The organism is Methylobacterium sp. HMF5984 (assembly GCF_045033435.1).
GTDB lineage: Bacteria > Pseudomonadota > Alphaproteobacteria > Rhizobiales > Beijerinckiaceae > Methylobacterium.
Genome location: NZ_JBJFLN010000001.1, coordinates 5,426,341 through 5,448,379, shown reverse-complemented (window position 1 = coordinate 5,448,379; position 22,039 = coordinate 5,426,341). Strand labels below are relative to the sequence as shown.

Below are 22,039 nucleotides of genomic sequence, written 5' to 3'. Positions count from 1 at the left end.
GCCGCCGGCCGGGGATCGGCGGGTCGACCGGGCGCAGGCGGTCGGGCGAGCCGATGCGGGTCGAGATCACGCGGGCGAGGGTGCCGGGCAGCGCCGGCACCGGCTCGGCTCCCACCGTGGTGAGCCCGTAGGCGAGCGCGATCGGGTGGCCGGGGCGGACGGGCGCGTCCGGCACGAAGGCCGCCACGATGTTGTCCATGTACTCCTCGACCGAGGGGATCTCGAACAGCTGCACCTGGCCGGCCGCGAACGCGTCGCCGGCCCGCGGCGAGGCGCCGGCCGCGACCATCTCGGGCTTCGTCGCGGGGGCGGCGGGCTCGACCCACAGGCCGGGCCGGGCCTCCTGCCGCGCCTCGACGTCGAGGTAGGCGGCAAAGGTCCGCTCGCGCTGCATCAGCCCGAAGCCGGAGAGCGGCGCCGCGCGGAAGGCGGAGATCTGCGGGCTCGGGCGGCCGTTGACCAGCGGGCGCCACAGCCGGTCGGCGCCGGAGCGCACCACCAGCCCGTCGGAATCGTGCACCTGCGGCCGGAAGTCGTCGAAGGGCCTGGCGCCGCGCGCGCCCGGCCCGTTCTGGCCGTGCAGGAACATGCTGGTGAGCGGGGCCAGCCCGAGCTGGGGAATGTCCTTCCGCGGGTGGAGCGCGGCGGTGACCTGGATGTGCGCCGGGTCGCCCGGCGCGATCTCGAAGCGGTAGGCGCCGGACAGGCTCGGGCTGTCGAGGAGCGAGAGCACGGTGATCGTCTTCGCATCGTCCTCCGGCTCGCAGATCCAGTGGGCGGTGAAGTCGGGAAACTCCTCGCCCGCGGCCGAGCCGGTGCCGATCGCCGCGCCGCGCGCCGAGAGCCCGTATTCCTGGCCCTCGCCGCGCAGGCGGAAGTACGACGCGCCGAGGAACACCAGGAACTCCTCCTGGAAGCCGCGCGGGCGGCCGGGCGGGGTCTCGGTGGCGGCGAAGTGCAGTCGGAAGCCGGCAAAGCCGAGCGTCGTCGGGAAGCTCTGGCCGTCGAGCGCCCGGCCCAGCTCGAACAGGCCGGGCTCGTAGGCGACCGCCTGGGCCGGGCCGGCCTTCGGCTGCAGGTACAGCGCGCAGCGCTTGCGCTGCAGGAAGCCGCGGTGGAACAGCTGCGCGCTGAAGTGCCGCCCGAGGCGCAGGGCCGCCGCCGGGCGGAAGACGATGGCGCGGTACTGGTCGTAGGTCAGCCCGGCGAGGGCGCCCGGCAGGTCCTCGGGCGGCGCGACGTAGGGCGCGCCGGCCAGCCGCTCGGCCATCGCGGACACCGTGGCGAAGGTGGTCGGCCCGTCCGTCACCGCTTGCCGCTCCTGCGCCATCGTTCGGGCCTCATTCAGATCGATGACGCTAGGAACGACGCTGCCGACCATCGCGGTCAGGGCCGTGCGGAGAACGCGGCGGCGGGAGGGGGACAAGCTGGCGGCCGATCGCGGGGAGGCCTCGGGGCTTCCTCGCGCCGGCAGGCCCGGCCCCGGCCCGTTGCCCCGGCCCTCGCCGGCGCCGCGCTGCGGCCCCGCCTCCGGCGGGTGGTCCTCACCTTCGAGTTCGATGCGCTCCATGCCCGCCACGCGCCCCATTCCGTCCACGAAAGTGCCGGCCTCCCACGCCGACGGGCGCCCTGTCGAGAGGTGCGCGGCCGAAACCTGGCAGCGCGCCGGGCGCATCGGCTCGCTGGGCGGGCGGCGGCTGGCGCTCGCGGTGCCGTCGCTCGCCACCGGCGCGGCGATCGCGTGGCTGGCGGCCGTCGCCTACCCGGTCCCGGCCGACCCGACCGGCGCCTGGCTCGCCCGCACCGTGCTGGTCCTGTTCGCGGTGGTGATGACCTGGCAGTCGTTCGTGGCGTGGCAGTACCTCTACGGCCTGATCGCCGCCGGCCTCGGCGCGCGGGCGAAATCCGCCCTGGAGCGCCGCTCGGAGACGATGCCGGCGCAGGCGTCGGGCCTGTCGCGCACGGCGGCCGTGGTGGCGATCCACGCCGAGGACCCGGTGGCGGTGTTCGCGGCGCTGCGGGTGATGGCGCGCTCGCTCGCCCGCGACGCCGCGCGGGACGGTGCCCAGGACGAGTCCCTCGGCGGCGACATCGACCTCTTCGTCCTCTCCGACACCCGCGACGGCGCGATCGCGGCGGTGGAGGAGCACGAGTTCGCCCGGATCCAGGCCTGGCGCGAGACCGCCGGCCCCGGCATCCCGCGGATCCGCTATCGCCGCCGCACCGAGAACATCGGGCGCAAGGCCGGCAACATCGCCGAGTTCACCAGGACCTACGGCGACCAGTACGACTTCATGATCGTGCTCGACGCCGACAGCCTGATGACCGGCGCCACGATGCGCCGCCTCGCCCGGCTGATGGAGGAGAGCCCGGCGACCGGCCTGATCCAGACCGTGTCCTACGCCGCCGGCCGCGACACGCTGTTCGCCCGCATCCAGCAATTCGCGGTGCGGCTCTACGCGCCGCTGGCCCTGCGCTGCCTCGAGACCTGGCAGGGGCCGGACGGGAGCTACTGGGGCCACAACGCGATCCTGCGGGTCGCGGCGTTCGCCGACCACGCCCAGCTGCCGGTGCTGCCGGGCAGGGCGCCCCTGGGCGGCGAGATCCTGTGCCACGACATCGTCGAGGGCGGGATGCTGGCCCGCGCCGGCTGGGAGGTCCGCCTGCTGCCGGAGATGGGCGGCACCTGGGAGGAGATGCCGACGAACCTCGTCGACCTCCTCGGGCGCGAGCGCCGCTGGTGCCAGGGCAACATGCAGCACCTGCGCGTCCTGCCCTGGCCGGGCCTGCGCGCGGCGAGCCGCTGGCACCTCGCCGTCGGCATCGTCTCCTACGGGGTGCTGCCCCTGTGGATCGCCTACCTCGTCGCGGGGGCGTGGCTGGCCGCGCGCACCGGCGAGCTCGGCCTGCTCGGCTACGGGCTGACCGGCACCGGCGCCGCCGCGCACGGGCTCGCCGCGCTCACCCTCACGGTGCTGGCCCTGCCGAAGCTCCTGAGCCTCGGCCACGTGCTCGCCTCCAAGGCGCGGCGCGACGCCTTCGGCGGCACCCGCTCGCTGCTGGCGAGCGCGGCGCTCGAGCAGGGCATCTGGGTGCTGCTCTGGCCGGTGATGACGCTGTTCACCGCCGGCGCGGTGATCTCGACCTTCTTCGGCCGGGTCGTGCGCTGGGACGCCCAGGCCCGCGACGACCGCAAGGTGAGCTGGGCGGAAGCCTGCCGCCTGCAGGCCGACGCCCTCGTGGTCGGCGCGCTCGCCGGCCTCGCGCTGGCGCTGGTCGGCGACCCGTGGCTCGCCCTGTGGCTGTCGCCGGTGGTGATCGCGCTGCTGACGAGCCCGGCCCAGAGCGTGCTGACCAGCCGGGCCGATCTCGGCCGGGCGGCCCGCGCCCGCGGCCTGTTCCTCACCGTCGACGACACCGCCCAGGCGCCCGAGCTCGCCGACCTCGCCGGCAGCCGCGCCCTGCCGCCGCCCAAGCGCGCCCCCGTGCTGCGCGGGCCGCTCTGGGTCCCGGCCGCCGACGAGGCGTGACGCCGGACGGGGGCCGGGGCGGGCGTGCTGCGGACCCTATCCGCGCGCCGCCGTCTGCCCGACGGGCGCCCGCCGCACCAGCCGCGGGCGCCAGACGCCGAGCACCACGTTGGCGGTGGCGACGACCAGCAGCAGCCACAGGGTGTTGCGCTCGGGCCCGAACGACTGGGCCAGCGTCGCCGGGTCGAGGCGGCCGGCCAAGGCCGCGGCGCTCAAGTCGGCTTCCTGCCGCATCGGTCCCTGGACGTAGACGAGGCCGCCCTCGAACATCAGCACGCCGGTGGCGAGCTTCGCCCAGGCCCAGACCGCCCGGTGGAAGGCGCGCTGCGCCAGGGCGAGGAGGCCGGCCAGCAGCGTCAGCGCCAGCACGGGCAGGAAGATCCAGGTGGCGACCGCGCCCATCGCGCCGCGCATCAGCGCGTATCCGGCCCGGTCGGCCGGCGGCGGCACGAACGTGAACAGCACGAGCAGGCAGGCCAACGCTCCCATCAGCCCGACCGTGCCCATCGTGTGCAGGAACTTCAGGAGGCGTCGCACGGCGTTCCATCCTCCCTCGGGGCCGAGGCTCATGAGCTGCGGCGGCGACAGGGTAGACCGGGAATCGGGATCGCGCACGCGACACGCCGTCCCGGCCCCCGGCGGCAGGCAACGGACGGCCCGCTCACGGGTTGGCCCGGCATGACGAGCATCGCCATCATGATCGGAACGCCGACGGGCTCGAAGCTCCTGGCCGCGGCGAGCGAGCGGCAGGCCGCCCTGTCGGCCGAGCGGATCATCCTGCGCTGCCCGCGCGCCGCCCTGCCGGTGCCGCTCTGGGTCCAGTGCGCCGACCCGGCGATCTCGGCCCGGCTCACCACCTATCTCGGCGGCCTCCAGGCCGAGCTGATCGGCGTCCCGGCGGCCTGACGCCGGGCGGCGGGGCGGATCGAGATCCGGTTCGCGCACGCGACGGTGCCGCGAACCGGTGCGGCGATCTCCGCCAGGCTCTTGCGTTTCCCGATTCGCTCGGGCCGGTGGCCATGACGGGTTCGGTGGCGAGCCTTGCGGCATGCAAGCTTTGCCGGTTGCGCGGCCTCGGCCCGAAGACCTATCCGGAATGGGCCATGGCCTATTTCGACCACGTGATCGATGGCGTGAGGCTCGACCTTGCCCATCTGGAGCCGCGCCGTCTGACATTCTTCGTCGACAAGATCGGCCGTGCGCTGTCGATCGAGGTACGCTTCTTGAATCACTGCTTCACCGTCGGTTTCGACGACGAACGTCACGACCGCCAGCACCTGATCTGGGACCATCGGAGCCGTCGCGCATACGATCCCGCGCGGCACGAACTCTCCCGCCGATTGCCGGCCATCGTCGACGCTTTGCCGGGTGCCTCGGTCTACATGACGCCGACGGATCGGAACTACGTCTATCTCGCCAACGTCGTGCTGGCCGATGGCGCGTGCTATCCGATGTACTTCAGCCTCCGCCGGGCGGCGGCCGGGCATCGGCAGCAACTGCTCATCGTCGTCGAGAGCGCGTACCCGGTGCAGGATCGGCGGCGGGTGCTGGCCGGCACGACCAAGATCAGCTTCGCGGTCCTGTGCGCGAAGGTGTACCAGGGTGATCGGGTGCGGCCCCGGGCGCGGCGCTGAGGCATTCTCAAGCGCGGTGGAGCCCGGCTCGCATGAGGAAGATGCGATCTCACGACAGGACCGCGCCCTTTCCGGCGGGCCGGCATCCACGGTTCGGGACGGCTCCGGACGTGAAAAGCCCCTCTCTCACGGGGAGGAGGGGCCATCACTCGCCGGGACACTTGGCTATCTCGCGTTGCGCGTGGACCGACTGCGGTTGCCCGTCGTCGGCGGCCTGGGGCTATCGCGGCAAGCCGCTCAGGCGATCCGTCCCCAGGCACGGAATAAGGCACGCGCAGGCCGGAATTTCAAGGTTTCCTCCCCCTCAAGGTCCCTCGCGGCCCTCCTGCAGCCGCTCGACGCAACGGTAGCCGACGAAGCATTGCCGCTCGTCGCGGGTGGCCTCGTAATCGGGCCGCGTCGTCTCCTCGATGGTGCAGAAGCCGCCGTCGCGCACGATCCGCAGGTAGGTGATCGGGCCGGTGCTCATCACCACGGCGCCTGCGCGGGCGACGAGGCCCGCGGCGGCGGCGCAGGTGAGCGCGCGGGTGTCGGGCCGTCCCCCGCCCCCGCTCGGCGCATCATCCTGCCCCGTCGCCGGCCCCTGCGCCCGGGCCGGGTGGGCGAGGCAGGCGAGCGTTAGGGCGAGGGCGAGCCGGCGCCGGGCGGCGGGTGCGGTCACCGCAGCTCCTCGTGCCAGGTCCGCCCGTCGCGCTCGATCAGGGCGATGGCGGCGGTGGGGCCCCAGCTGCCGGCCGGGTAGGCGCGCGGCGGCTCGCGGCGGTCGGCCCAGGCCTTGAGCAGGCTGTCGGCCCAGGCCCAGGCGACCTCGACCTCGTCGCGGCGCATGAACAGGGTGGCGTTGCCGCGCACCACGTCCATCAGCAGGCGCTCGTAAGCGTCGGGATAGCGCTGCTTGAAGGTCTCCTCGAACGAGATGTCGAGGTTGGTCGGCCGCAGGCGCATGCCGCCGGGGCCGGGATCCTTGGTCATCACCTCGAGCTTCATGCCTTCCTGCGGCTGCAGGCGGATGACGAGGCGGTTGGGCTCGCGCCCGAACGATTCCTCCGGGAAGATCGAGAACGGCGCGGCGCGGAACTGCACCACGATCTCGGACAGCTTCTGCGGCAGCCGCTTGCCGGTGCGCAGGTAGAACGGCACGCCGGCCCAGCGCCAGGACTGGACCTCGACCTTGCAGGCGACGAAGGTCTCGGTGCGGCTGTCGTGCCCGAGCTCGTTGAGGTAGCCCTCCACCGGCTTGCCGTCGACGGCGCCCTGGACGTACTGGCCGCGCACCGTCACGTGCTGCACGTCGCCCGCGGTGATCGGCTTGAGGGCGCGCAGCACCTTCAGCTTCTCGTCGCGCACCGAGTTGGCGTCGAGGTTGAGCGGGCTCTCCATCGCGGTGAGGCAGAGCAGCTGCAGGATGTGGTTCTGCAGCATGTCGCGCAGGGCGCCGGACGTGTCGTAGTAGCCGGCCCGGCCCTCGACCCCGACGGTCTCGGCCACCGTGATCTGGACGTGGTCGATGACGTCGGCCGTCCAGAGCCGGTCGAAGATCGTGTTGGCGAAGCGCAGCGCCAGCAGGTTCTGCACCGTCTCCTTGCCGAGGTAGTGGTCGATCCGGAAGATCTGCTCCTCGGGAAACACCTCGCCGACCGCGTCGTTGATCGCGCGGGCCGAGGTCAGGTCCTTGCCGATCGGCTTCTCGAGCACGACGCGGGATTTCGGGCCGACGAGGCCGAACTTGGCGAGGTTCCGGCAGATCGAGCCGTAGAGGTCGGGCGAGGTGGCGAGGTAGAACGGGCGCACCTGGTCCGGCCGCTCGTCGAGCTTGGCCACGAGCTCGGTCCAGCCGTCGTCGCCGGCGCCGTCGACCGCGACGTAGTCGAGATGGTCGAGGAAGGCGGCGAGCGTCTCCGGGTCGAGGTCGTCGGGGGCCACGAAGCGCTTCAGCGCGTCCTGCGTGCGGGCGCGGAACGCCTCGACCGCGAGCTCGGAGCGCGAGGCGCCGATGATCCGGGAGGTGGCCGGGATCTGGCCGTCCTTGTAGCGGTGGTACAGGGCCGGCAGCAGCTTGCGGGTGGTGAGGTCGCCGGTCGCGCCGAACACGACGTAGTCGAAGGAGGCGACGGGAATGATGGTGGCCAAGGGCTGCTCCCGGTTCGATGCGGCGGCGTGGCGGTCCGCCGGCGGGCGGCTCGCGCCGCCGGCCCGATCACACCCCGCGGCTTAGGCCTTTGCAATTGCTTCGCCAAGGTTCGCGACGGCTTCGCCGAGGAGCGGCCGAGAGGGGCGGCCGAGAAGGGCGGCGAAGCGGCGGGCGGGGACGGATGCGGCGGGTCCGGTGCCGTTAAGCACGTCGCTTAGCGAGATCTTCAAATGGGACCATCATCCTCACGATGTCGCCGCCGGTCTTCGCGCGGTCGCACGCGGGTCTCCGGGAGGTCGGTCCGACCATGCAGCAGGGTTACGAGCGGTTCGATCGCGACGCGGACTGGGAGGACGCGCGGCCCCGCCGCCGGAGCGCGATCGGGCGGGTGTTCGGGCTGCTCAAGCTCGTGCTGTTCCTCGCCCCGATCGCGCTGTTCGCGGCGAGCTACTTCGTGACCGATTGCGGGTCGCGCTCGGGCGGCGGCCTCGGCCAGCTGCTCAAGGCCGGCGCCTGCGCCCGCAACGAGATGCTGAACCGCGCCCTGTCCCTGCCGGACGACCTCGGTACCCTGCGCCGCGCGATGAACTGACCGCGCACCGCGCACGGGACGGCCTCGGACGAGGCGACGCCCCCCGAGACACCCGCCCCGACGACGCGACCCGCGCCGCCCGCCCTTTCGAACGAGCCGACCATGCACGCCCCGCCCCCCGGAACCGACGCGCAGCCCACCCTCACCGAGGCGGAGGCGGCCCGCGCCCGCCTCGACCGGATCGCCCGCACCGCGCAGGAGCCGGTGCGCCCGACGCCCGAGGGGGCCCGCGCCGCGGACGCCCTGCGCCGGCGCCGGCACGGCGCGGGCCGGCGCGAGGGCTTCCGCCTCGGCTGGGGCGGCTGGCTCGTGGTCGAGCTCGTGGTCATCGCCGCCATCGCCGGCATCTACCTGGCCTGGCCGCCGACCGTCGCCTGCCGCGAGCAGGAGGCGACGTTGGGCTTCTTCGCCGGCGACACCCTCGGCAAATGCATCCGCCGCGGCGTCGCCGCCCGCATCGACGACGTCGACCAGCGCCTCAAGATGGCGGTGCGCCATTCGGGGCATTGACGCGCCCGGTCGCGGCTCACACGGGCAGCGGGCTGTCCGTCTTGACCTCCTCCATCACCGCGTAGGTGCGCGTCTCCTTCACGCCGGGCAGGTCGACCATGACCTGCCCGAGGAAGCGGCGGTAGGCGGCCATGTCCTTCACCCGGGCCTTGAGCAGGTAGTCGAAGCCGCCGGCCACCATGTGGCATTCCAGGATCTCCGGCACGCGGCGGACCTCCTGCGAGAAGCGGTCGAACACCGCGCCGGTGGTCTTGTCGAGCAGCACCTCGATGAACACCAGCAATCCCAGATCGAGCATCGCCGGATCGAGGCGGGCACCGTAGCCGGTGATGTAGCCCGCGCGGGTCAGCCGCTTCAGGCGCTCGGCCGTGGCGGTGGGCGAGAGCCTGAGCCGCTCGGCGAGGTCGACGGTGGCGATGCGCCCGTCCTGCTGCAGGATGCGCAGGATGGCGGCATCGATCGAATCGGTGGTCTTCACGCGCAGAACGCCATTCCGATGGGGAATCCGCCGGTCTTCGACGCGACCCACGGATTTTAGCACTGCGCCGCCGCGGCTACAAAGTGGTCCGTGCCCGGCCGGCGGCCGGCGGCCGGCGGCGGAGGGAGGCGGGGTCTGCCATGTCGATCGTGTCGTCGTCGATCGTGTCTTCCCCTCGGCCCGTCGTGCCCGCCCGCCCGTCCTTCGCGGATCTCGCCGACGAGCTGCCCGCGTCGTCGCCGCTGCGCGCGGCGATCGTCGCGGCGCACCGGCGCCCGGAGGCGGCGTGCCTGGCGCCGCTCCTCGACCGCGCGCAGCTTCCGCCCGAGGCGGCGTCGCGCGTCGCGGCGACGGCGCGCGGCTTGGTCGCGGGCCTGCGGCGGACGGCGAAGCGGGGCGGCGTCGAGGGCCTGATCCACGAATACGACCTGTCGAGCCAGGAGGGCGTCGCCCTGATGTGCCTCGCCGAGGCCCTGCTGCGCATCCCGGACGCGGCGACCCGCGACGCGCTGATCCGCGACAAGATCGCCCCCGGCGACTGGCGGGCCCATCTCGGCCACAGCCCCTCGCCGTTCGTCAACGCGGCGACCTGGGGCCTGCTGGTGACCGGCAAGCTCACCGCGACGACGCGCGAGCGCGGCCTGTCCGCGGCCCTGACGCGCCTGATCGGGCGGGGCGGGGAGCCGTTGATCCGCCGGGGCGTGGACCTCGCCATGCGGTTGATGGGCGAGCAGTTCGTGATGGGCGAGACCATCGCCGAGGCCCTGCGCCGGGCGCGCGCCAACGAGGCGAAGGGGTTCGCCTATTCCTACGACATGCTCGGGGAGGCCGCGGCCACGGAAGCGGATGCCGCCCGCTACCAGGCCGCCTACGCGGCGGCGATCCATGCCATCGGGCGGGAATCGGCCGGGTGGGGCGTCATCGGGGGGCCGGGCATCTCGATCAAGCTCTCGGCGCTGCACCCGCGCTACACGCGGACGAAGCGCGCCCGCGTGCTCGCGGAGCTGATCCCCCGGGCGAAGGCGCTGGCCGTGCTGGCCAGGGGGTACGGCATCGGCCTGAACATCGACGCCGAGGAGGCCGACCGGCTCGACCTCTCCCTCGACATCCTCGAGGCGCTGGCCACCGACCCGGACCTCGCGGCCTGGGACGGGCTCGGCTTCGTGATCCAGGCCTACGGCCGGCGCTGCCCCTTCGTCGTCGACTGGCTCGTCGACCTCGCCCGCCGGAGCGGCCGCCGCCTGATGGTCCGGCTGGTGAAGGGCGCCTACTGGGACGGCGAGATCAAGCGGGCGCAGGTCGAGGGACTCTCCGACTTCCCGGTCTTCACCCGCAAGGCCCACACCGACGTGTCCTACCTCGCCTGCGCCCGGATGCTGCTGGCCGCGCCGGACGCGGTGTTCCCGCAATTCGCGACCCACAACGCGCAGACCGTGGCCAGCATCCTGGAGATGGCCGGCCCCGGCTTCCGGCCCGGCGACTACGAGTTCCAGTGCCTGCACGGAATGGGCGAGCCGCTCTACGCGGCGGTGGTCGGCCCGGGCGGGCTCGACCGGCCGTGCCGGATCTACGCCCCCGTCGGCACCCACGAGACCCTGCTCGCCTACCTCGTCCGCCGGCTCCTGGAGAACGGCGCGAACGCTTCCTTCGTCAACCGCATCGCCGACGCCTCCGTCTCGCTCGACGACCTCGTCGCCGATCCGGTCGCGACGGTGCGGGCGATGCGCCCGCCGGGGGCGCCGCACCCGCGGATCGCGACCCCGCGCGACCTGTTCGGCGCCGGGCGGCCGAACGCGGCCGGGCTCGACCTGAACGACGAGGCCGTGCTCGCCCGGCTCGCCGCCGACCTGCCGGCGCGTGCCGCCGCGGATTGGGCCGCCGTCCCGTCCGGGCGCTCCGCCGCGGAGGCCCGCGACCCGGTCCTTAACCCTGCCGATCGCACCGACGTGGTGGGCCGCGTGCGCGCGGCGGAGCCCGTCGACATCGCCCGCGCCCTGGCGGCCGCAGCGGCGGCGGCCCCGGGCTGGGCGGCGACGGCGCCGGCCCTTCGCGCCGGCCTGCTCCGCGCCGCCGCGGACGCCTTCGAGGCGCGGATGCCGGTCCTGCTCGGCCTGATCGTGCGGGAGGCGGGCAAGTCCCTGGCGAACGCCGTCGCCGAGGTGCGGGAGGCGGTGGACTTCCTGCGCTACTATGCCGGCGAGGCCGAACGGGTCTGCGGCCCGGAGGCACGGCCCCTCGGCCCGGTCGCCTGCATCGCCCCCTGGAACTTCCCCCTCGCGATCTTCACCGGGCAGGTCGCGGCCGCCCTCGCGGCCGGCAACCCCGTGCTCGCCAAGCCGGCCGAGGAGACCCCGCTCGTCGCGGCCGAGGCGGTGCGGCTGCTGGGCGAGGCCGGGATCCCGGCGGGGGTGCTGCATCTCCTGCCCGGTGCGGGCGCGGTCGGCGCGGCGCTCGTCGGCGATGCCCGGGTCCAGGGCGTGATGTTCACCGGCTCGACCGCCGTCGCCCGCCTGATCCAGCGGACGCTGGCGGACCGCCTGACCGCGGACGGGCGGCCGGTGCCGCTCGTCGCCGAGACCGGGGGGCAGAACGCGATGATCGTGGATTCCTCCGCCCTGCCCGAGCAGGTGGTGGCGGACGTCCTCGCCTCCGCCTTCGATTCGGCCGGCCAGCGCTGCTCGGCCCTGCGCATCCTGTGCCTGCAGGAGGAGATCGCCGAGCGGACGCTCGCCATGCTGCACGGGGCCCTGCGCGAGCTCGCGGTGGGCGATCCCCGGCGCCTGTCCGTCGACGTCGGCCCGGTGATCACCGCCGAGGCGGCCGAAGGGATCTTCCGCCACATCGAGACGATGCGGAGCCGGGGCCACGCGATCACGCAAGGGGATGAGATCGCGCAAGGGGGCGAGAACCCCCAAGGGCGGAAGGATCCGGCCCTGGACGCGGGCAGCTTCGTGCCCCCGACGGTAATCGCGATCGACCGGGTCTCGGACGTGGAGGCCGAGGTGTTCGGGCCGGTTCTCCACGTGCTCCGCTACCGGCGGGACGACCTCGATGCCCTCGTCGACGCCATCGACGCCACCGGCTACGGGCTGACCTTCGGCCTGCACACCCGCATCGAGGAGACGGTGACGCGCGTCCTCGACCGGATCGGGGCGGGCAACGTCTACGTCAACCGCAACACCATCGGCGCCGTCGTCGGCGTGCAGCCGTTCGGCGGCACGGGCCTGTCCGGCACGGGGCCGAAGGCCGGCGGGCCGCGCTACCTCCGCCGGCTGATGACGCGCCCGGCCCCGTCCTGGGCCGATGCCCCCGCCGACGCGGCCCGGTCCCCGGCCGAGGCGGTCGTCGATCCGGTCGCTCGGGCCTACATCGGCTGGCTCCGGCAGCGGGGCCACGCCGAGGTCGCGTCCCGGGTCGAGCGCGATCTCGCCCGGATGCCCGCGCTGACCGAATCGGTGCTGCCGGGCCCGGTCGGCGAGCGCAACAGCTACGGCCTCCGCCCGCGCGGCCCGATCGCGGCGCTCGCCTCGGACGAGGCGGGAACCCTGCGCCAGCTCGGCGCGATCCTGGCCACCGGCCAGCGCGCGGTGATCGCGGCGGAGCGGGCGTCGTCGGGCCTGCTCGACGGCCTGCCCGCGGCGGTCCTGCGGAGGATCGTCCCCGCCGAGGATCCCGCGGGCGCCCCCGGCCTCGGCGGGGTGCTGCATGCGGGCGGGCGGGCCGATCTCGCGGGGCTGGTCCGCCGGATCGCCGAGCGCGACGGGCCGATCCTTACGATCCTGTCGATCCCCACGGCCTCCGATCCGGAGGCGGGTTACGAGCTCTCGGACCTGTTCGCGGAACGGACGGTGTCGATCAACACGGCGGCGGCGGGCGGCAACGCCAGCCTGATGGCGCTCGACGCATGATCCCATGCGATCCGGCAGCGCCCGTGCCGGGATCGGCGCCGACGAAAAAGGCGCGCCTCTTGGCAGAGGTGCGCCCTGAGTTGGTTCCGGTCTCGTGAAGGAACCCGGGTGGGATACGGGGTCGGCGCGGCGCGGGCAAGGTCTGGTCGGCGATATGCCAGCAGTGTGGCCGTGTCATCGAAATGTAACTTGGGTTAAGCCGGAGCCGGAGCGCGGGCGGCCCGTCGCATGAAGGAACGAACCCATGGCATCGATGCAGGAGATCGCGGCGACGATGCGCAGCGTCGTCACGCCCGGGATGACGCCGAAGGCGATCCGCGCGGCCATCCGGGAGAAGCACCCGGAGGCGAGCAAGAAGGAGATCGTCCGCGCCGCGTTCTACGCCCTTGCCGAGGCCCCGGCCGCGGACGGGGACGCGTCGGCGGACCTGCACGGCTTCGCCCTGTCCGAGCGCGGCGCCGACGAGGAGGCCGACGCGGTCGTGACGGTGCGCAAGCGCAAGCGGAAGAAGCACGCGCCCGCCGCGGCCGCGATCGCGCCGGCGCATTGAGGCCGAGGGCTGCGGGCCCTCCGAGGGGCGGGACCGTCGGGCCGACACGCGGTCTCGCGACGACGATGCGGCGCCGGCTCGCCCGTCCTCACGTCAGCATGGAGGTCAGCAGCGCGCGCAGCTGCGCCGGCTTGATCGGCTTGTGCACCAGCTCGGCGCCGAGGGCCGCCGCCTCGGCCGCGATCTCGGGGGCGTGGTCGGCGGTGGTGACGATGACGGGCAGCGGCGCGGTGCGCCCTTCCCGGAGCAGGACGGCGACGTCGAGCCCGCGGGCGCCGTCGTCGAGGTGGTAGTCGAGGATCAGGATGTCGGGCGCGAGCCCGCCCGCGCGCAGGGCGGCCGCGACGCCGGCGGGATCGCGGAAGGTGGCGACGCGCGCATCCCAGTTCCCGAGCAGCCGCTCGAGCGCGTCGGCGGTGGCGGCGTCGTTCTCGACCACGACGACGCGGGCGCCCGAGAGCCGCGTCGCCACCGGCCCGGGCCGCGCCGCGGGCTCGGACGCGGCCGGCACGGCGCTCGGGGGCAGGGTGAGCGACACCCGCGTGCCGCGCCCCGGGCGGGAGGCCAGCGCCAGCGGGTGGTCGAGCGCCAGCGCCAGGCGCCGCACGATCGAGAGCCCGAGGCCGAGGCCCGGCCCGTCGCCCTCGGCGGCGCGCGGCGGCGTCCCGGCGCCGTTCGCGCTGCCGCGGTAGAACTCGTCGAACACCAGCGCGTGCTCGTCGGCGGCGATGCCGCAGCCGGTATCGATCACGTCGACCCGGACCGTGCCGGCGCGGCGGCGCGCGACCAGGGCGACGCCGCCGGACGCGGTGTAGCGGATCGCGTTGGAGAGCAGGTTCTGCAGGATGCGCCGCAGCAGGATGCCGTCGCTCGACACCGCCAGCTCCGGGCTGCGCACCACCAGGCGCAGGCCCCTGCGCGCGGCGAACGGCGCGAAGCTCGCCGCCAGCCCCGCCAGCAGGTCGGGCAGCGGCACGGGCCGCACCTGCGGGTGGACGATGCCGGCATCGAGCTTGGAGATGTCGAGCAGGGTCTTGATCAGGTCTTCGATCGTCTGCAGGCCGCGCTCGACCTGGGCGCCGATCAGGCTCGCCTCGGGCCCGAGCGGCAGGTCGGCGAGCGCCGAGATCGAGAGGCGGGCGGCGTTCAGCGGCTGCAGCAGGTCGTGGCTGGCGGCGGCCAGGAACCGGGTCTTGGAGCGGTTGGCGGTCTCAGCCTCCTCCTTGGCCGCCACCAGCGCCTCGTTCGAGCGCTCGAGGCGGTGCATCAGCGCCGTCAGCTCCTCGGTGCGGGTGCGGACGCGGCCCTCCAGGGTGATCGCGGTCTGGAACAAAGCATAGGCGCCGCCGCGCTGGTCGGTGCTGCGCTCCACATGCGCCATCAGCGCGGCGTTGATCCGCTCGAGCTTGGCGATGCGCCGGCGCAGGGACGCCTCGCCCTCCAGACCGGCGTCGTGCAGGGTCACGGGAGCGCCGGCGGGGCGGGCGTCGCCTCCGCAGGCCCTTCGCTCGCAAGCCTCTCGTCCGCGGGCCTTTTGCCGATGGCGATGCCGGTCAACGTCTGGTTGAGGTGCATCGCCCGGTACTGCTCGCCGTAGGTCTCGAAGCCGACCATGTCGTAGCGCCGGTAGAGGTCGGCGATGCCCTGGCGCACCTGCCGGCTCTCGGCGTCGAGCCGGCGCAGCACGCATTCGAAGCCGATGATCAGGTCGACGCCGCCGAGCGCCCGGTCGAGCCGGGCGAGCTCCGCCCGGGTCGAGGCGACGATGTCGCGCGGCTCGGCCAGCGTCAGCACCACGCCCTCGTCGATGGCGCAGAAGAAGCTGAGGGAGCCGTCGGCGTTGAGCCGCCGGATCGAGCGGCAGAAGTATTCGCCGCCGACCTTCACCGCGAGCGGGTAGGCGGCGAAGCTCATCGGCGTCAGCCGCTCGGGGTCGAGCCCCACCGCCATGGCGTATTCGCGCGCGGCCGGCTCGGCGTTGAGCTCGTAGACGGTGCGCGACTCGCCGTCCGAGGCGGTGACCACGAACTTCACGTCGGTCGGCTCGAAGTTGTCGCTCTTGAAGATCTGCACCGGAAAGTCGCTCTCGACGAGGAGCAGCACGGCGGCGTTGCGGTGGATCGCGCCGCCGTGCAGCAGCACCGCGTCGCGGAAGGTGAGGTCGTCGCCGGCCGAGCCGCCGACCAGCGGGATGCCCTCCAGCGCCCAGGCGATGGCCGAGACCACGGTCTCCTCGGCGTTGGCGAGCCCATCGATCAGCGAGAGCGCGAAGCAGCGGGTCGGCTGGGCGTGGTCGGGCCCGTGCGGCTCGAGCCGGCGGCGCAGCGCCCGCACCGCGCCCGCGGTGCGCTCGACGTCGAGGTGGTCGATCGCGTCGAGCACCGTCGAGACGATGCGGAAGCCGTCCGCCGGGAACGCGATCGCCACCAGGCCGCGGTCGAGCCCGCCGGCCGGGGCGATCCCGCCCGACATGGTGCAGCCGGAAATCTCGGCCCGCGGAAACGCCTCGGCCAGCCGCCGGCTCAGGTTTTCGGGGTCGTAGTCGGGGGAGAAGAACACCAGGAGCTGGGCCGCGTCGGCGCCGACCGCCCGCGCGATCTCGGCGACGGCCTCGCCGGCGGAGCCGCGCTCCGTCCACGCCGTCCTGATGCCGCACAGATGCGTGCGCATCTGCGTTCCCTGTGCCACGCCCCGCCCCCGATCGCCGTCGGCCCCCGGGTTGGTCCGCAGGCGGCACGCGCGAGTATGTGGCGGGCAACCGAAACGTGCAACCGGTGGCGGAACCGCGCCCGGCGCGGCCGGGATCCGCGCGGCCCGGCAGGGGCAAGCGGGTCTCGCGGCATCGGAACGGCCGACCCGCAAAAGGGTCGCTCCGCAACCGACGCGCCGGCGTGGCCGGGCGGCTACATAAATCGCGCGGCGGATGCGGCTAAACCGGGGCCATGCCCGGACGCCACCGCCTTCAGAACGTCATCGAGAGCGCCATCGACTTCGCCGTCATCGTCACCGACCCGGAAGGCGCGGTGACGGAGTGGAACGCGGGGGCGGAGACCATCTTCGGCTGGCCCCGCGAGGCGGTCGTCGGCGGGTCGTCGGCGCGCATCTTCACCGCGGAGGACCGGGCCGCGGGCTGCGTCGAGCGGGAGATGCGCGCCGCCCTCGCCGAGGGCCAGGCGAGCGACGAGCGCTGGCACCTGCGCCGGGACGGCAGCCGGTTCTGGGCCTCCGGCGCGCTGATGCCGCTGCGCGACGAGGACGGCGTCCACCAGGGCTACGTCAAGATCGTCCGCGACCGCACCCAGCAGCACGAGGCCGGCGAGCGCCTGCGCGCGACGCAGGACCGCTTCAGCACGCTCCTGGAGACCATCGAGACCGCCTTCGCCATCGTCGAGGTGCGGTTCGAGGGCGAGCGCCCGATCGATTACCGCTTCATCGAGGCGAACCCGGCCTTCGAGCGCCAGGCCGGGGTCAACCTGCGCGGCAAGTGGGTCACCGAGTTCGCGCCCGACCTGGAGCGGTTCTGGTTCGAGACCTACGGCCGCGTCGCCTGGACCGGGGAGCCGGCGACGTTCGAGAGCTATGCGGAGGCGTTCGCGCGCTGGTTCGACGTGCGCGCCGTGCGGGTCGGGGATCCGGCCGAGCGGCAGATCGCGATCTTCTTCAACGACGTCACCGAGCGCAAGCGCGCGGAGGAGCGCCTGCGCGTCAGCGAGACCCTGGCGCGCGAGAATGCCGAGCGGGTGCAGCTCGCCCTCGAGGCCGGCGCGATCATCGGGACCTGGCACTGGGACCTGCCGACCGACCGGTTCACCGTCGACGAGGCCTTCGCCCGCAGCTTCGGTCTCGACCCGGCGCTCGGCCGCACCGGCATCCCGCTCGCCCAGATCGTCGCCACCGTCCACCCCGACGACCAGGTCGGCCTGGCCGCGGCGATCGACGCGGCGATCCGGAAGGGCGGCGCCTACGCGCACCAGTACCGCGTGCGCCGGACGGACGGGCGCTACTACTGGATCGAGGCCAACGGCCGGGTCGAGTGGGCCGAGGACGGCACCCCGTCGAGCTTCCCCGGCGTTCTGATCGACGTCGAGGAGCGCCGCGCCGTGCAGGCGGAGCGCGACCGGGCGGCGGCGGCGCTGCGCGCCCTCAACGAGACCCTGGAGCAGCGCGTCGCCGAGCGGACGGCCGAGCTGATGCAGACCGAGGCGGCCTTGCGGCAATCGCAGAAGATGGAGGCGGTGGGCCAGCTCACCGGCGGCCTGGCGCACGACTTCAACAACCTGCTGGCCGGCATCTCCGGCGCGCTGGAGCTGATGCAGAGCCGGATCGGCCAGGGCCGGTTCGACGACCTCGAGCGCTACATGGGCGTGGCGCAGGGGGCGGCCCGCCGCGCGGCCGCGCTGACCCACCGCCTGCTCGCCTTCTCGCGCCGGCAGACGCTGACGCCGAAGCCGACCGACGTGAACGGGCTGATCGGCGGGATGGAGGAGCTGATCCGCCGGACCATCGGCCCCGAGATCGCGCTGGAGCGGGTCGGCGCGGCGGACCTGTGGCCGGCGCTGATCGATCCGGGCCAGCTCGAGAACGCGCTGCTGAACCTCTGCATCAACGCCCGCGACGCGATGCCGAACGGCGGCTGCATCACCATCGAGACCGCCAACTCCCGGCTGGACCGGGCGGCCGCGACCGCGCACGACCTCCCCGAGGGCGAGTATCTCGCGGTGTGCGTGACCGACACCGGCACCGGCATGCCGCCCGAGGTGGTGGCCCGGGTGTTCGAGCCGTTCTTCACCACGAAGCCGATGGGCCAGGGGACGGGCCTCGGCCTGTCGATGATCCACGGCTTCGCCCGGCAATCGGGCGGGCAGGTGCGGATCCGGTCCGAGCCCGGCCGGGGCACCGCCGTCTGCCTGTACATGCCGCGCCACCACGGCGAGGCCGACGGCGACGACGGGGCGCCCGTCCCCGCCGAGGCCGCCCGGGCCGAGCAGGGCGAGACGGTGCTGATCGTCGACGACGAGCCCTCGGTGCGCATGCTGGTCACCGAGGTGCTGGAGGATCTCGGCTACACCGCGATCGAGGCGGCCGACGGCGTCGCCGGCCTGGCGGTGCTGCAATCGGACATGCGCATCGACCTGCTCGTCACCGACGTCGGCCTGCCCGGCGGCATGAACGGCCGCCAGATGGCGGACGCGGCCCGCGTCGGCCGGCCCGACCTCAAGGTGCTGTTCATCACCGGCTACGCCGAGACCGCGATCCTCGGCCACGGCCACCTCGACCCCGGCATGGAGGTTCTGACCAAGCCCTTCCCGATGGACGCCCTCGCCACCCGCCTCAAGGCGCTGATCGCCGGGCGGTAGGGGCTCTGCCGGCGATCCGAGAGGCTGCGACCCTTTGCGGACGCTGGAAAGGTCCGCTCGGGGCGGATCGGCGCGCGCAAGGCAACGCAACGCTTTGATCAGGTTCTTGAGGCAGTCTTGCCGCCTATCGAGACCGATAAGCCAAGAGGCCGGACGAGAACGATGCGGATTGTATCAGGCGGCGACGAGGAAGCCAGGACGATCCAGCTGTCGGAAGTGCTGGGTGCCTTGAGCCACGCCCTCGACCTGACGGAAGGTCAGCCCGTCGGGCATTGCGTGCGCGCGACCTGGATCGGCTTCCACATCGGCCGCGAGATGGGCCTCCCGGACTTGCAGCTCTGGGAACTCTACCACACGGTGATGCTGAAGGATCTCGGGTGCTCCAGCAACGCCGCGCGCATCTGCGAGCTCTATCTGTCCGACGATCTCAGCTTCAAACGCGACTTCAAGACGGTGAGCGACAGCCTGCCGAAGGTGCTCGGCTTCGTCTTCTCTCATACCGGCCTCAAGGCCGGCCTCGCCGAACGCTTCCGTGCCGTGCTCAACATCCTGCAGAACGGCGGAGCGATCACCGACGAACTGATCCAAACCCGCTGCCAGCGCGGTGCCCAGATCGCCCGGCAGCTTCGCTTCCCCGCGAGCGTTTGCGAGGCCATCCACGCGCTGGACGAGCACTGGAACGGCGGCGGCAGACCGGACCGCCTGGTCGGCCCGGGGATCCCGCTCTACGCACGGATGGCGTTGCTCGCTCAGGTCGTGGACGTGTTCCACACCGCAGCCGGCCCCGCGGCCGCGATGGCCGAGGTGCGGGCGCGCTCGGGCACATGGTTCGATCCTCAGATCGTCGCCTGCTTCGAAGCGGCCGCATCCGAACCCGGCTTCTGGGATACCCTGGCCTCGGATGAGGTCGAGGAGGCGGTGTTCGCGTTGGCACCGGTCAGCCCGATCGTCGTTGATGAGGACTACCTCGACGACATCGCCCGTGCCTTCGCGCAGATCATCGACGCCAAGAGCCCGTTCACCTCCGGCCATTCGGAGCGGGTTGCCGTCTACGCCGACATGATCGCGGCCGAGCTTGGCTACACGTCGGAGCGCCGCCGCTGGCTGAAGCGGGCTGCGCTGCTCCACGACGTCGGCAAGCTCGGGGTCTCGAACGCGATCCTCGACAAGAACGGCAAGCTGGATGACGCGGAGTGGCGGGACATGCGCAATCACGCGTCCCTCTCCGAGACCATCCTGACCCGCGCGGCCGTGTTCCATGAGATGGCCCGCATCGGTGGCGGACACCACGAACGGCTGGACGGGAAGGGCTATCCGCGCGGCTTGAGCGGCGACGCGATCGAGCCCGAGACCCGCATCGTCTCGGTCGCCGACGTGTTCGACGCGCTGACAGCCGACCGGCCCTACCGGGCGGCCATGTCGCTCGAGAAGGCGCTCGGCATCATGCGCGCGGATCTCGGCACCGCGTTCGACCCGATCTGCTTCGCGGCGCTGGAGCGTGCGCTCGCCTCGATCGAGGGCGATCTTGCGCGGGCGGCTTGAGCCGAGCCGCCTCTCGGTGAACCCTCCGACTACCGGATCAGGATCATCTTGGAGGCCCTGCCGTCGGCACGAGGTGACGCGTCTCCCGACGCCGAGACGATGAGCGTGCGCACCACCCAACCGCAGGCGGGCGAACCCAAGGCCCGGAGGAAAAGCCAATTGAGGCCGCGGGTCAGCATGATCTGAGCTTTCTGATGTTGGCTTGCGCTGAAGGCGTCGGCTGAAAAATCTGGCACCCGCCCTGTGAGTTCATCATGCAGCATCCAGCAGGACAGGGTGATAGCAAAGTCGATCGCATTTGATGCAACCGGAAGTACAACTTCTAGGAGTGCAAGTCTTCGATCGCGCTGACCGTCCGGAACGCCGCCTTCGTCGGCTTTCGAAAACCACCGACATCGGCGTCGAGGGCGTGGTCGGGTCCGACTCCGGACGTCTGCTTCCGGGGAAAACGCCAGGGGCCGCTTTCCATCCGATCCGGTCGCAGAGCGGACCGGCCGATCTCGGCCCGTGCCGGCCGTGCGGACAAGCATCCGCCGGTGTCGGAAGCCGCCGTCATCGACCGGCTTGGCCATTCCGCCTCGGGGCTGGGAGGCGGCCCGGGCCGGCCGGCGGTCGGAGATTCGGCAGCGTGCGCCCGCGCGCCGCCGCGATGACGTCGGGCGCGGGGATGTCGACCCATGCGCCACCGCCGGTGTCGGCGCCCGCTTCGAGCCAGTCGCCCACGATCCGGTAGCCGAGGGTGTAGCCGAGCCAGCGCGGATACCGTCCTCCCCCGAAGAACCAGGCGCGGTGGTCGTGCCCGGCGCCCGCGAGCGTCGCGTCGTCGGGCAGGTTGGCCGCGAGTTCCGCGTCGGTCACCGCGCATTCCCACGGCTCGGGCGGCGAATCGAACAGGCGGCCGACGAACCGCCCCGCCAAGCCCTCGCTCACGAGGGCCTCGCCGAGCGTCCAGCCGTAGCCGGGCCCGGCCATGCGCATGCAGTGGTGCGCCTCGTGCGCGACGGTCCGGCGCAGATCCCCGTCACGCAGCGCGCGGGCGAAGTTGGGGTTGCCGTGGTCGAGGGTGAGGGAGAACAGGCCGGCGCCCGGACCGTACGGTCCCGACGCGACCCGCCGGCCGTGCGGCCCCGTCGCCCGGCGTGCCCGCGCGCGGTGTGCGCCCCGTCACCGCGTCGTCCCGGGCCGCCGCCTAAGCTGGGCCGGATGAGCATCAGCATCCACGACGTCAGCGTCCCGGTCTTCGTCCACGCGCTTGGCAACATGAGCGCGTGGCTCGACAAGGCGGCGGCGGAGAAGCCGGAGGCCGACCTGCTCGGCCGGCGGCTGGCTCCGGACATGAAGCCGTTGCCGGCCCAGTATCAGATGGCGTCCGACAGCGCGAAGAACGCGGTGGCCCGGCTCGCCGGGATCGCGGCGCCCGCGATGCCCGACGTCGAGGCGAGCTTCGCCGAACTCAAGGCGCGCTGCGCCCGGACGATCGCCTTCGTCGAGGGCGTCGATCCGGCGGCTCTGGCCCTCGGCGCGGAGCGCGCGGTGGAGCTGACGTTCCCGAACGGCATGGGATACCGCTTCAGCGGGCAGGGCTACCTCACCGGCTTCGCGCTTCCGAACTTCTTCTTCCACGTCACCACGGCCTACGGCATCCTGCGGGCCGCCGGGGTGAGCCTCGGCAAGCCGGATTTCCTGCAGCATCTCGGGCCGCCGACCCTCCACGCCGCGACGTAGCCGCGCGGGCTCCCCGGCCCGGACCCGATCCCCGGGATCGGGGGCGCGCGGGATCGCGCCAACGCCTGTGACGATGTCGCCC

The 22,039-nt window shown here is 73.2% G+C and carries 18 protein-coding genes; 10 read left to right on the top strand and 8 right to left on the bottom strand.

Features of this window, described 5'->3' with window-relative positions:
• Positions 1–1,330: glucan biosynthesis protein (locus ACFZ8E_RS26535; RefSeq protein ID WP_405044458.1), on the bottom strand; the 1,330-nt coding region annotated here is incomplete at its 3' end.
• Between the two features lie 238 nt (positions 1,331–1,568).
• Between ACFZ8E_RS26535 and mdoH the strand changes: the two genes are divergently transcribed.
• Entirely contained in the window at positions 1,569–3,530 is a 1,962-nt protein-coding gene (gene mdoH / locus ACFZ8E_RS26530; RefSeq protein ID WP_405044295.1) for a glucans biosynthesis glucosyltransferase MdoH, read from the top strand.
• Positions 3,531–3,566: 36 nt separating this feature from the next.
• Here mdoH and ACFZ8E_RS26525 read toward each other — a convergent pair whose 3' ends face one another.
• Positions 3,567–4,067 carry a hypothetical protein gene (locus ACFZ8E_RS26525; RefSeq protein WP_405044294.1) on the bottom strand — a complete coding sequence of 167 codons (501 nt, stop codon included), beginning with the start codon at positions 4,065–4,067 and terminating at the stop codon, positions 3,567–3,569.
• A 141-nt stretch (positions 4,068–4,208) separates the two neighbouring features.
• Between ACFZ8E_RS26525 and ACFZ8E_RS26520 the strand changes: the two genes are divergently transcribed.
• Together ACFZ8E_RS26520 and ACFZ8E_RS26515 are read left to right on the top strand one after the other, a co-directional pair.
• Positions 4,209–4,436: a hypothetical protein gene (locus tag ACFZ8E_RS26520; protein ID WP_147729635.1), complete on the top strand. Its 228-nt coding sequence runs from the start codon at positions 4,209–4,211 to the stop codon at positions 4,434–4,436.
• A gap of 113 nt (positions 4,437–4,549) precedes the next feature.
• Complete coding sequence (locus tag ACFZ8E_RS26515; RefSeq protein ID WP_405044293.1) at positions 4,550–5,164, top strand: hypothetical protein; 615 nt, start codon at positions 4,550–4,552, stop codon at positions 5,162–5,164.
• Between the two features lie 304 nt (positions 5,165–5,468).
• Here the strand turns inward: ACFZ8E_RS26515 and ACFZ8E_RS26510 are convergent, their stop codons facing one another.
• Both ACFZ8E_RS26510 and zwf read right to left on the bottom strand, forming a co-directional pair.
• Positions 5,469–5,825 (bottom strand): hypothetical protein, encoded by a 357-nt coding sequence (locus ACFZ8E_RS26510; protein WP_243937208.1) that lies wholly within the window; start codon positions 5,823–5,825, stop codon positions 5,469–5,471.
• Complete coding sequence (zwf, locus tag ACFZ8E_RS26505) at positions 5,822–7,294, bottom strand: glucose-6-phosphate dehydrogenase (protein ID WP_147844613.1); 1,473 nt, start codon at positions 7,292–7,294, stop codon at positions 5,822–5,824. The genes ACFZ8E_RS26510 and zwf overlap by 4 nt, the downstream gene beginning before the upstream one ends.
• A 308-nt stretch (positions 7,295–7,602) precedes the next feature.
• Between zwf and ACFZ8E_RS26500 the strand changes: the two genes are divergently transcribed.
• Complete coding sequence (locus ACFZ8E_RS26500; RefSeq protein ID WP_243947887.1) at positions 7,603–7,887, top strand: hypothetical protein; 285 nt, start codon at positions 7,603–7,605, stop codon at positions 7,885–7,887.
• 102 nt (positions 7,888–7,989) lie between these two features.
• Positions 7,990–8,397, top strand: a complete 408-nt coding sequence (locus ACFZ8E_RS26495; protein ID WP_405044292.1) for a hypothetical protein — start codon at positions 7,990–7,992, stop codon at positions 8,395–8,397.
• Positions 8,398–8,413: 16 nt separating this feature from the next.
• Here the strand turns inward: ACFZ8E_RS26495 and ACFZ8E_RS26490 are convergent, their stop codons facing one another.
• Positions 8,414–8,875, bottom strand: a complete 462-nt coding sequence (locus ACFZ8E_RS26490) for an Lrp/AsnC ligand binding domain-containing protein (protein ID WP_147844599.1) — start codon at positions 8,873–8,875, stop codon at positions 8,414–8,416.
• 140 nt (positions 8,876–9,015) lie between these two features.
• On the opposite strand from ACFZ8E_RS26490, the gene putA reads away from it, so the two are divergent.
• Both putA and ACFZ8E_RS26480 read left to right on the top strand, forming a co-directional pair.
• Positions 9,016–12,783 (top strand): trifunctional transcriptional regulator/proline dehydrogenase/L-glutamate gamma-semialdehyde dehydrogenase, encoded by a 3,768-nt coding sequence (gene putA, locus ACFZ8E_RS26485; protein ID WP_405044291.1) that lies wholly within the window; start codon positions 9,016–9,018, stop codon positions 12,781–12,783.
• Between the two features lie 244 nt (positions 12,784–13,027).
• Positions 13,028–13,333 (top strand): hypothetical protein, encoded by a 306-nt coding sequence (locus ACFZ8E_RS26480; protein ID WP_147843395.1) that lies wholly within the window; start codon positions 13,028–13,030, stop codon positions 13,331–13,333.
• Positions 13,334–13,421: 88 nt separating this feature from the next.
• Here the strand turns inward: ACFZ8E_RS26480 and ACFZ8E_RS26475 are convergent, their stop codons facing one another.
• Both ACFZ8E_RS26475 and ACFZ8E_RS26470 read right to left on the bottom strand, forming a co-directional pair.
• Positions 13,422–14,798 (bottom strand): hybrid sensor histidine kinase/response regulator, encoded by a 1,377-nt coding sequence (locus tag ACFZ8E_RS26475; protein ID WP_405044290.1) that lies wholly within the window; start codon positions 14,796–14,798, stop codon positions 13,422–13,424.
• A complete protein-coding gene (locus ACFZ8E_RS26470) occupies positions 14,795–16,003 on the bottom strand; it encodes an FIST N-terminal domain-containing protein (RefSeq protein ID WP_187274884.1) in 1,209 nt (402 codons plus the stop codon). Before ACFZ8E_RS26470 ends, ACFZ8E_RS26475 begins: the two co-directional genes overlap by 4 nt.
• A 272-nt stretch (positions 16,004–16,275) precedes the next feature.
• Between ACFZ8E_RS26470 and ACFZ8E_RS26465 the strand changes: the two genes are divergently transcribed.
• Positions 16,276–18,690: a PAS domain S-box protein gene (locus ACFZ8E_RS26465; protein ID WP_405044289.1), complete on the top strand. Its 2,415-nt coding sequence runs from the start codon at positions 16,276–16,278 to the stop codon at positions 18,688–18,690.
• 162 nt (positions 18,691–18,852) lie between these two features.
• Positions 18,853–20,232, top strand: coding sequence for an HD-GYP domain-containing protein (locus ACFZ8E_RS26460; RefSeq protein ID WP_147728367.1), 1,380 nt, complete (start codon positions 18,853–18,855; stop codon positions 20,230–20,232).
• A 552-nt stretch (positions 20,233–20,784) separates the two neighbouring features.
• Here the strand turns inward: ACFZ8E_RS26460 and ACFZ8E_RS26455 are convergent.
• Positions 20,785–21,261 (bottom strand): DUF2268 domain-containing putative Zn-dependent protease, encoded by a 477-nt coding sequence (locus ACFZ8E_RS26455; protein ID WP_405044457.1) that lies wholly within the window; start codon positions 21,259–21,261, stop codon positions 20,785–20,787.
• Positions 21,262–21,435: 174 nt separating this feature from the next.
• Here ACFZ8E_RS26455 and ACFZ8E_RS26450 point away from each other — a divergent pair, with 174 nt between their 5' ends.
• Complete coding sequence (locus ACFZ8E_RS26450; protein WP_405044288.1) at positions 21,436–21,957, top strand: DUF1993 family protein; 522 nt, start codon at positions 21,436–21,438, stop codon at positions 21,955–21,957.
• Positions 21,958–22,039: the final 82 nt, after the last annotated feature.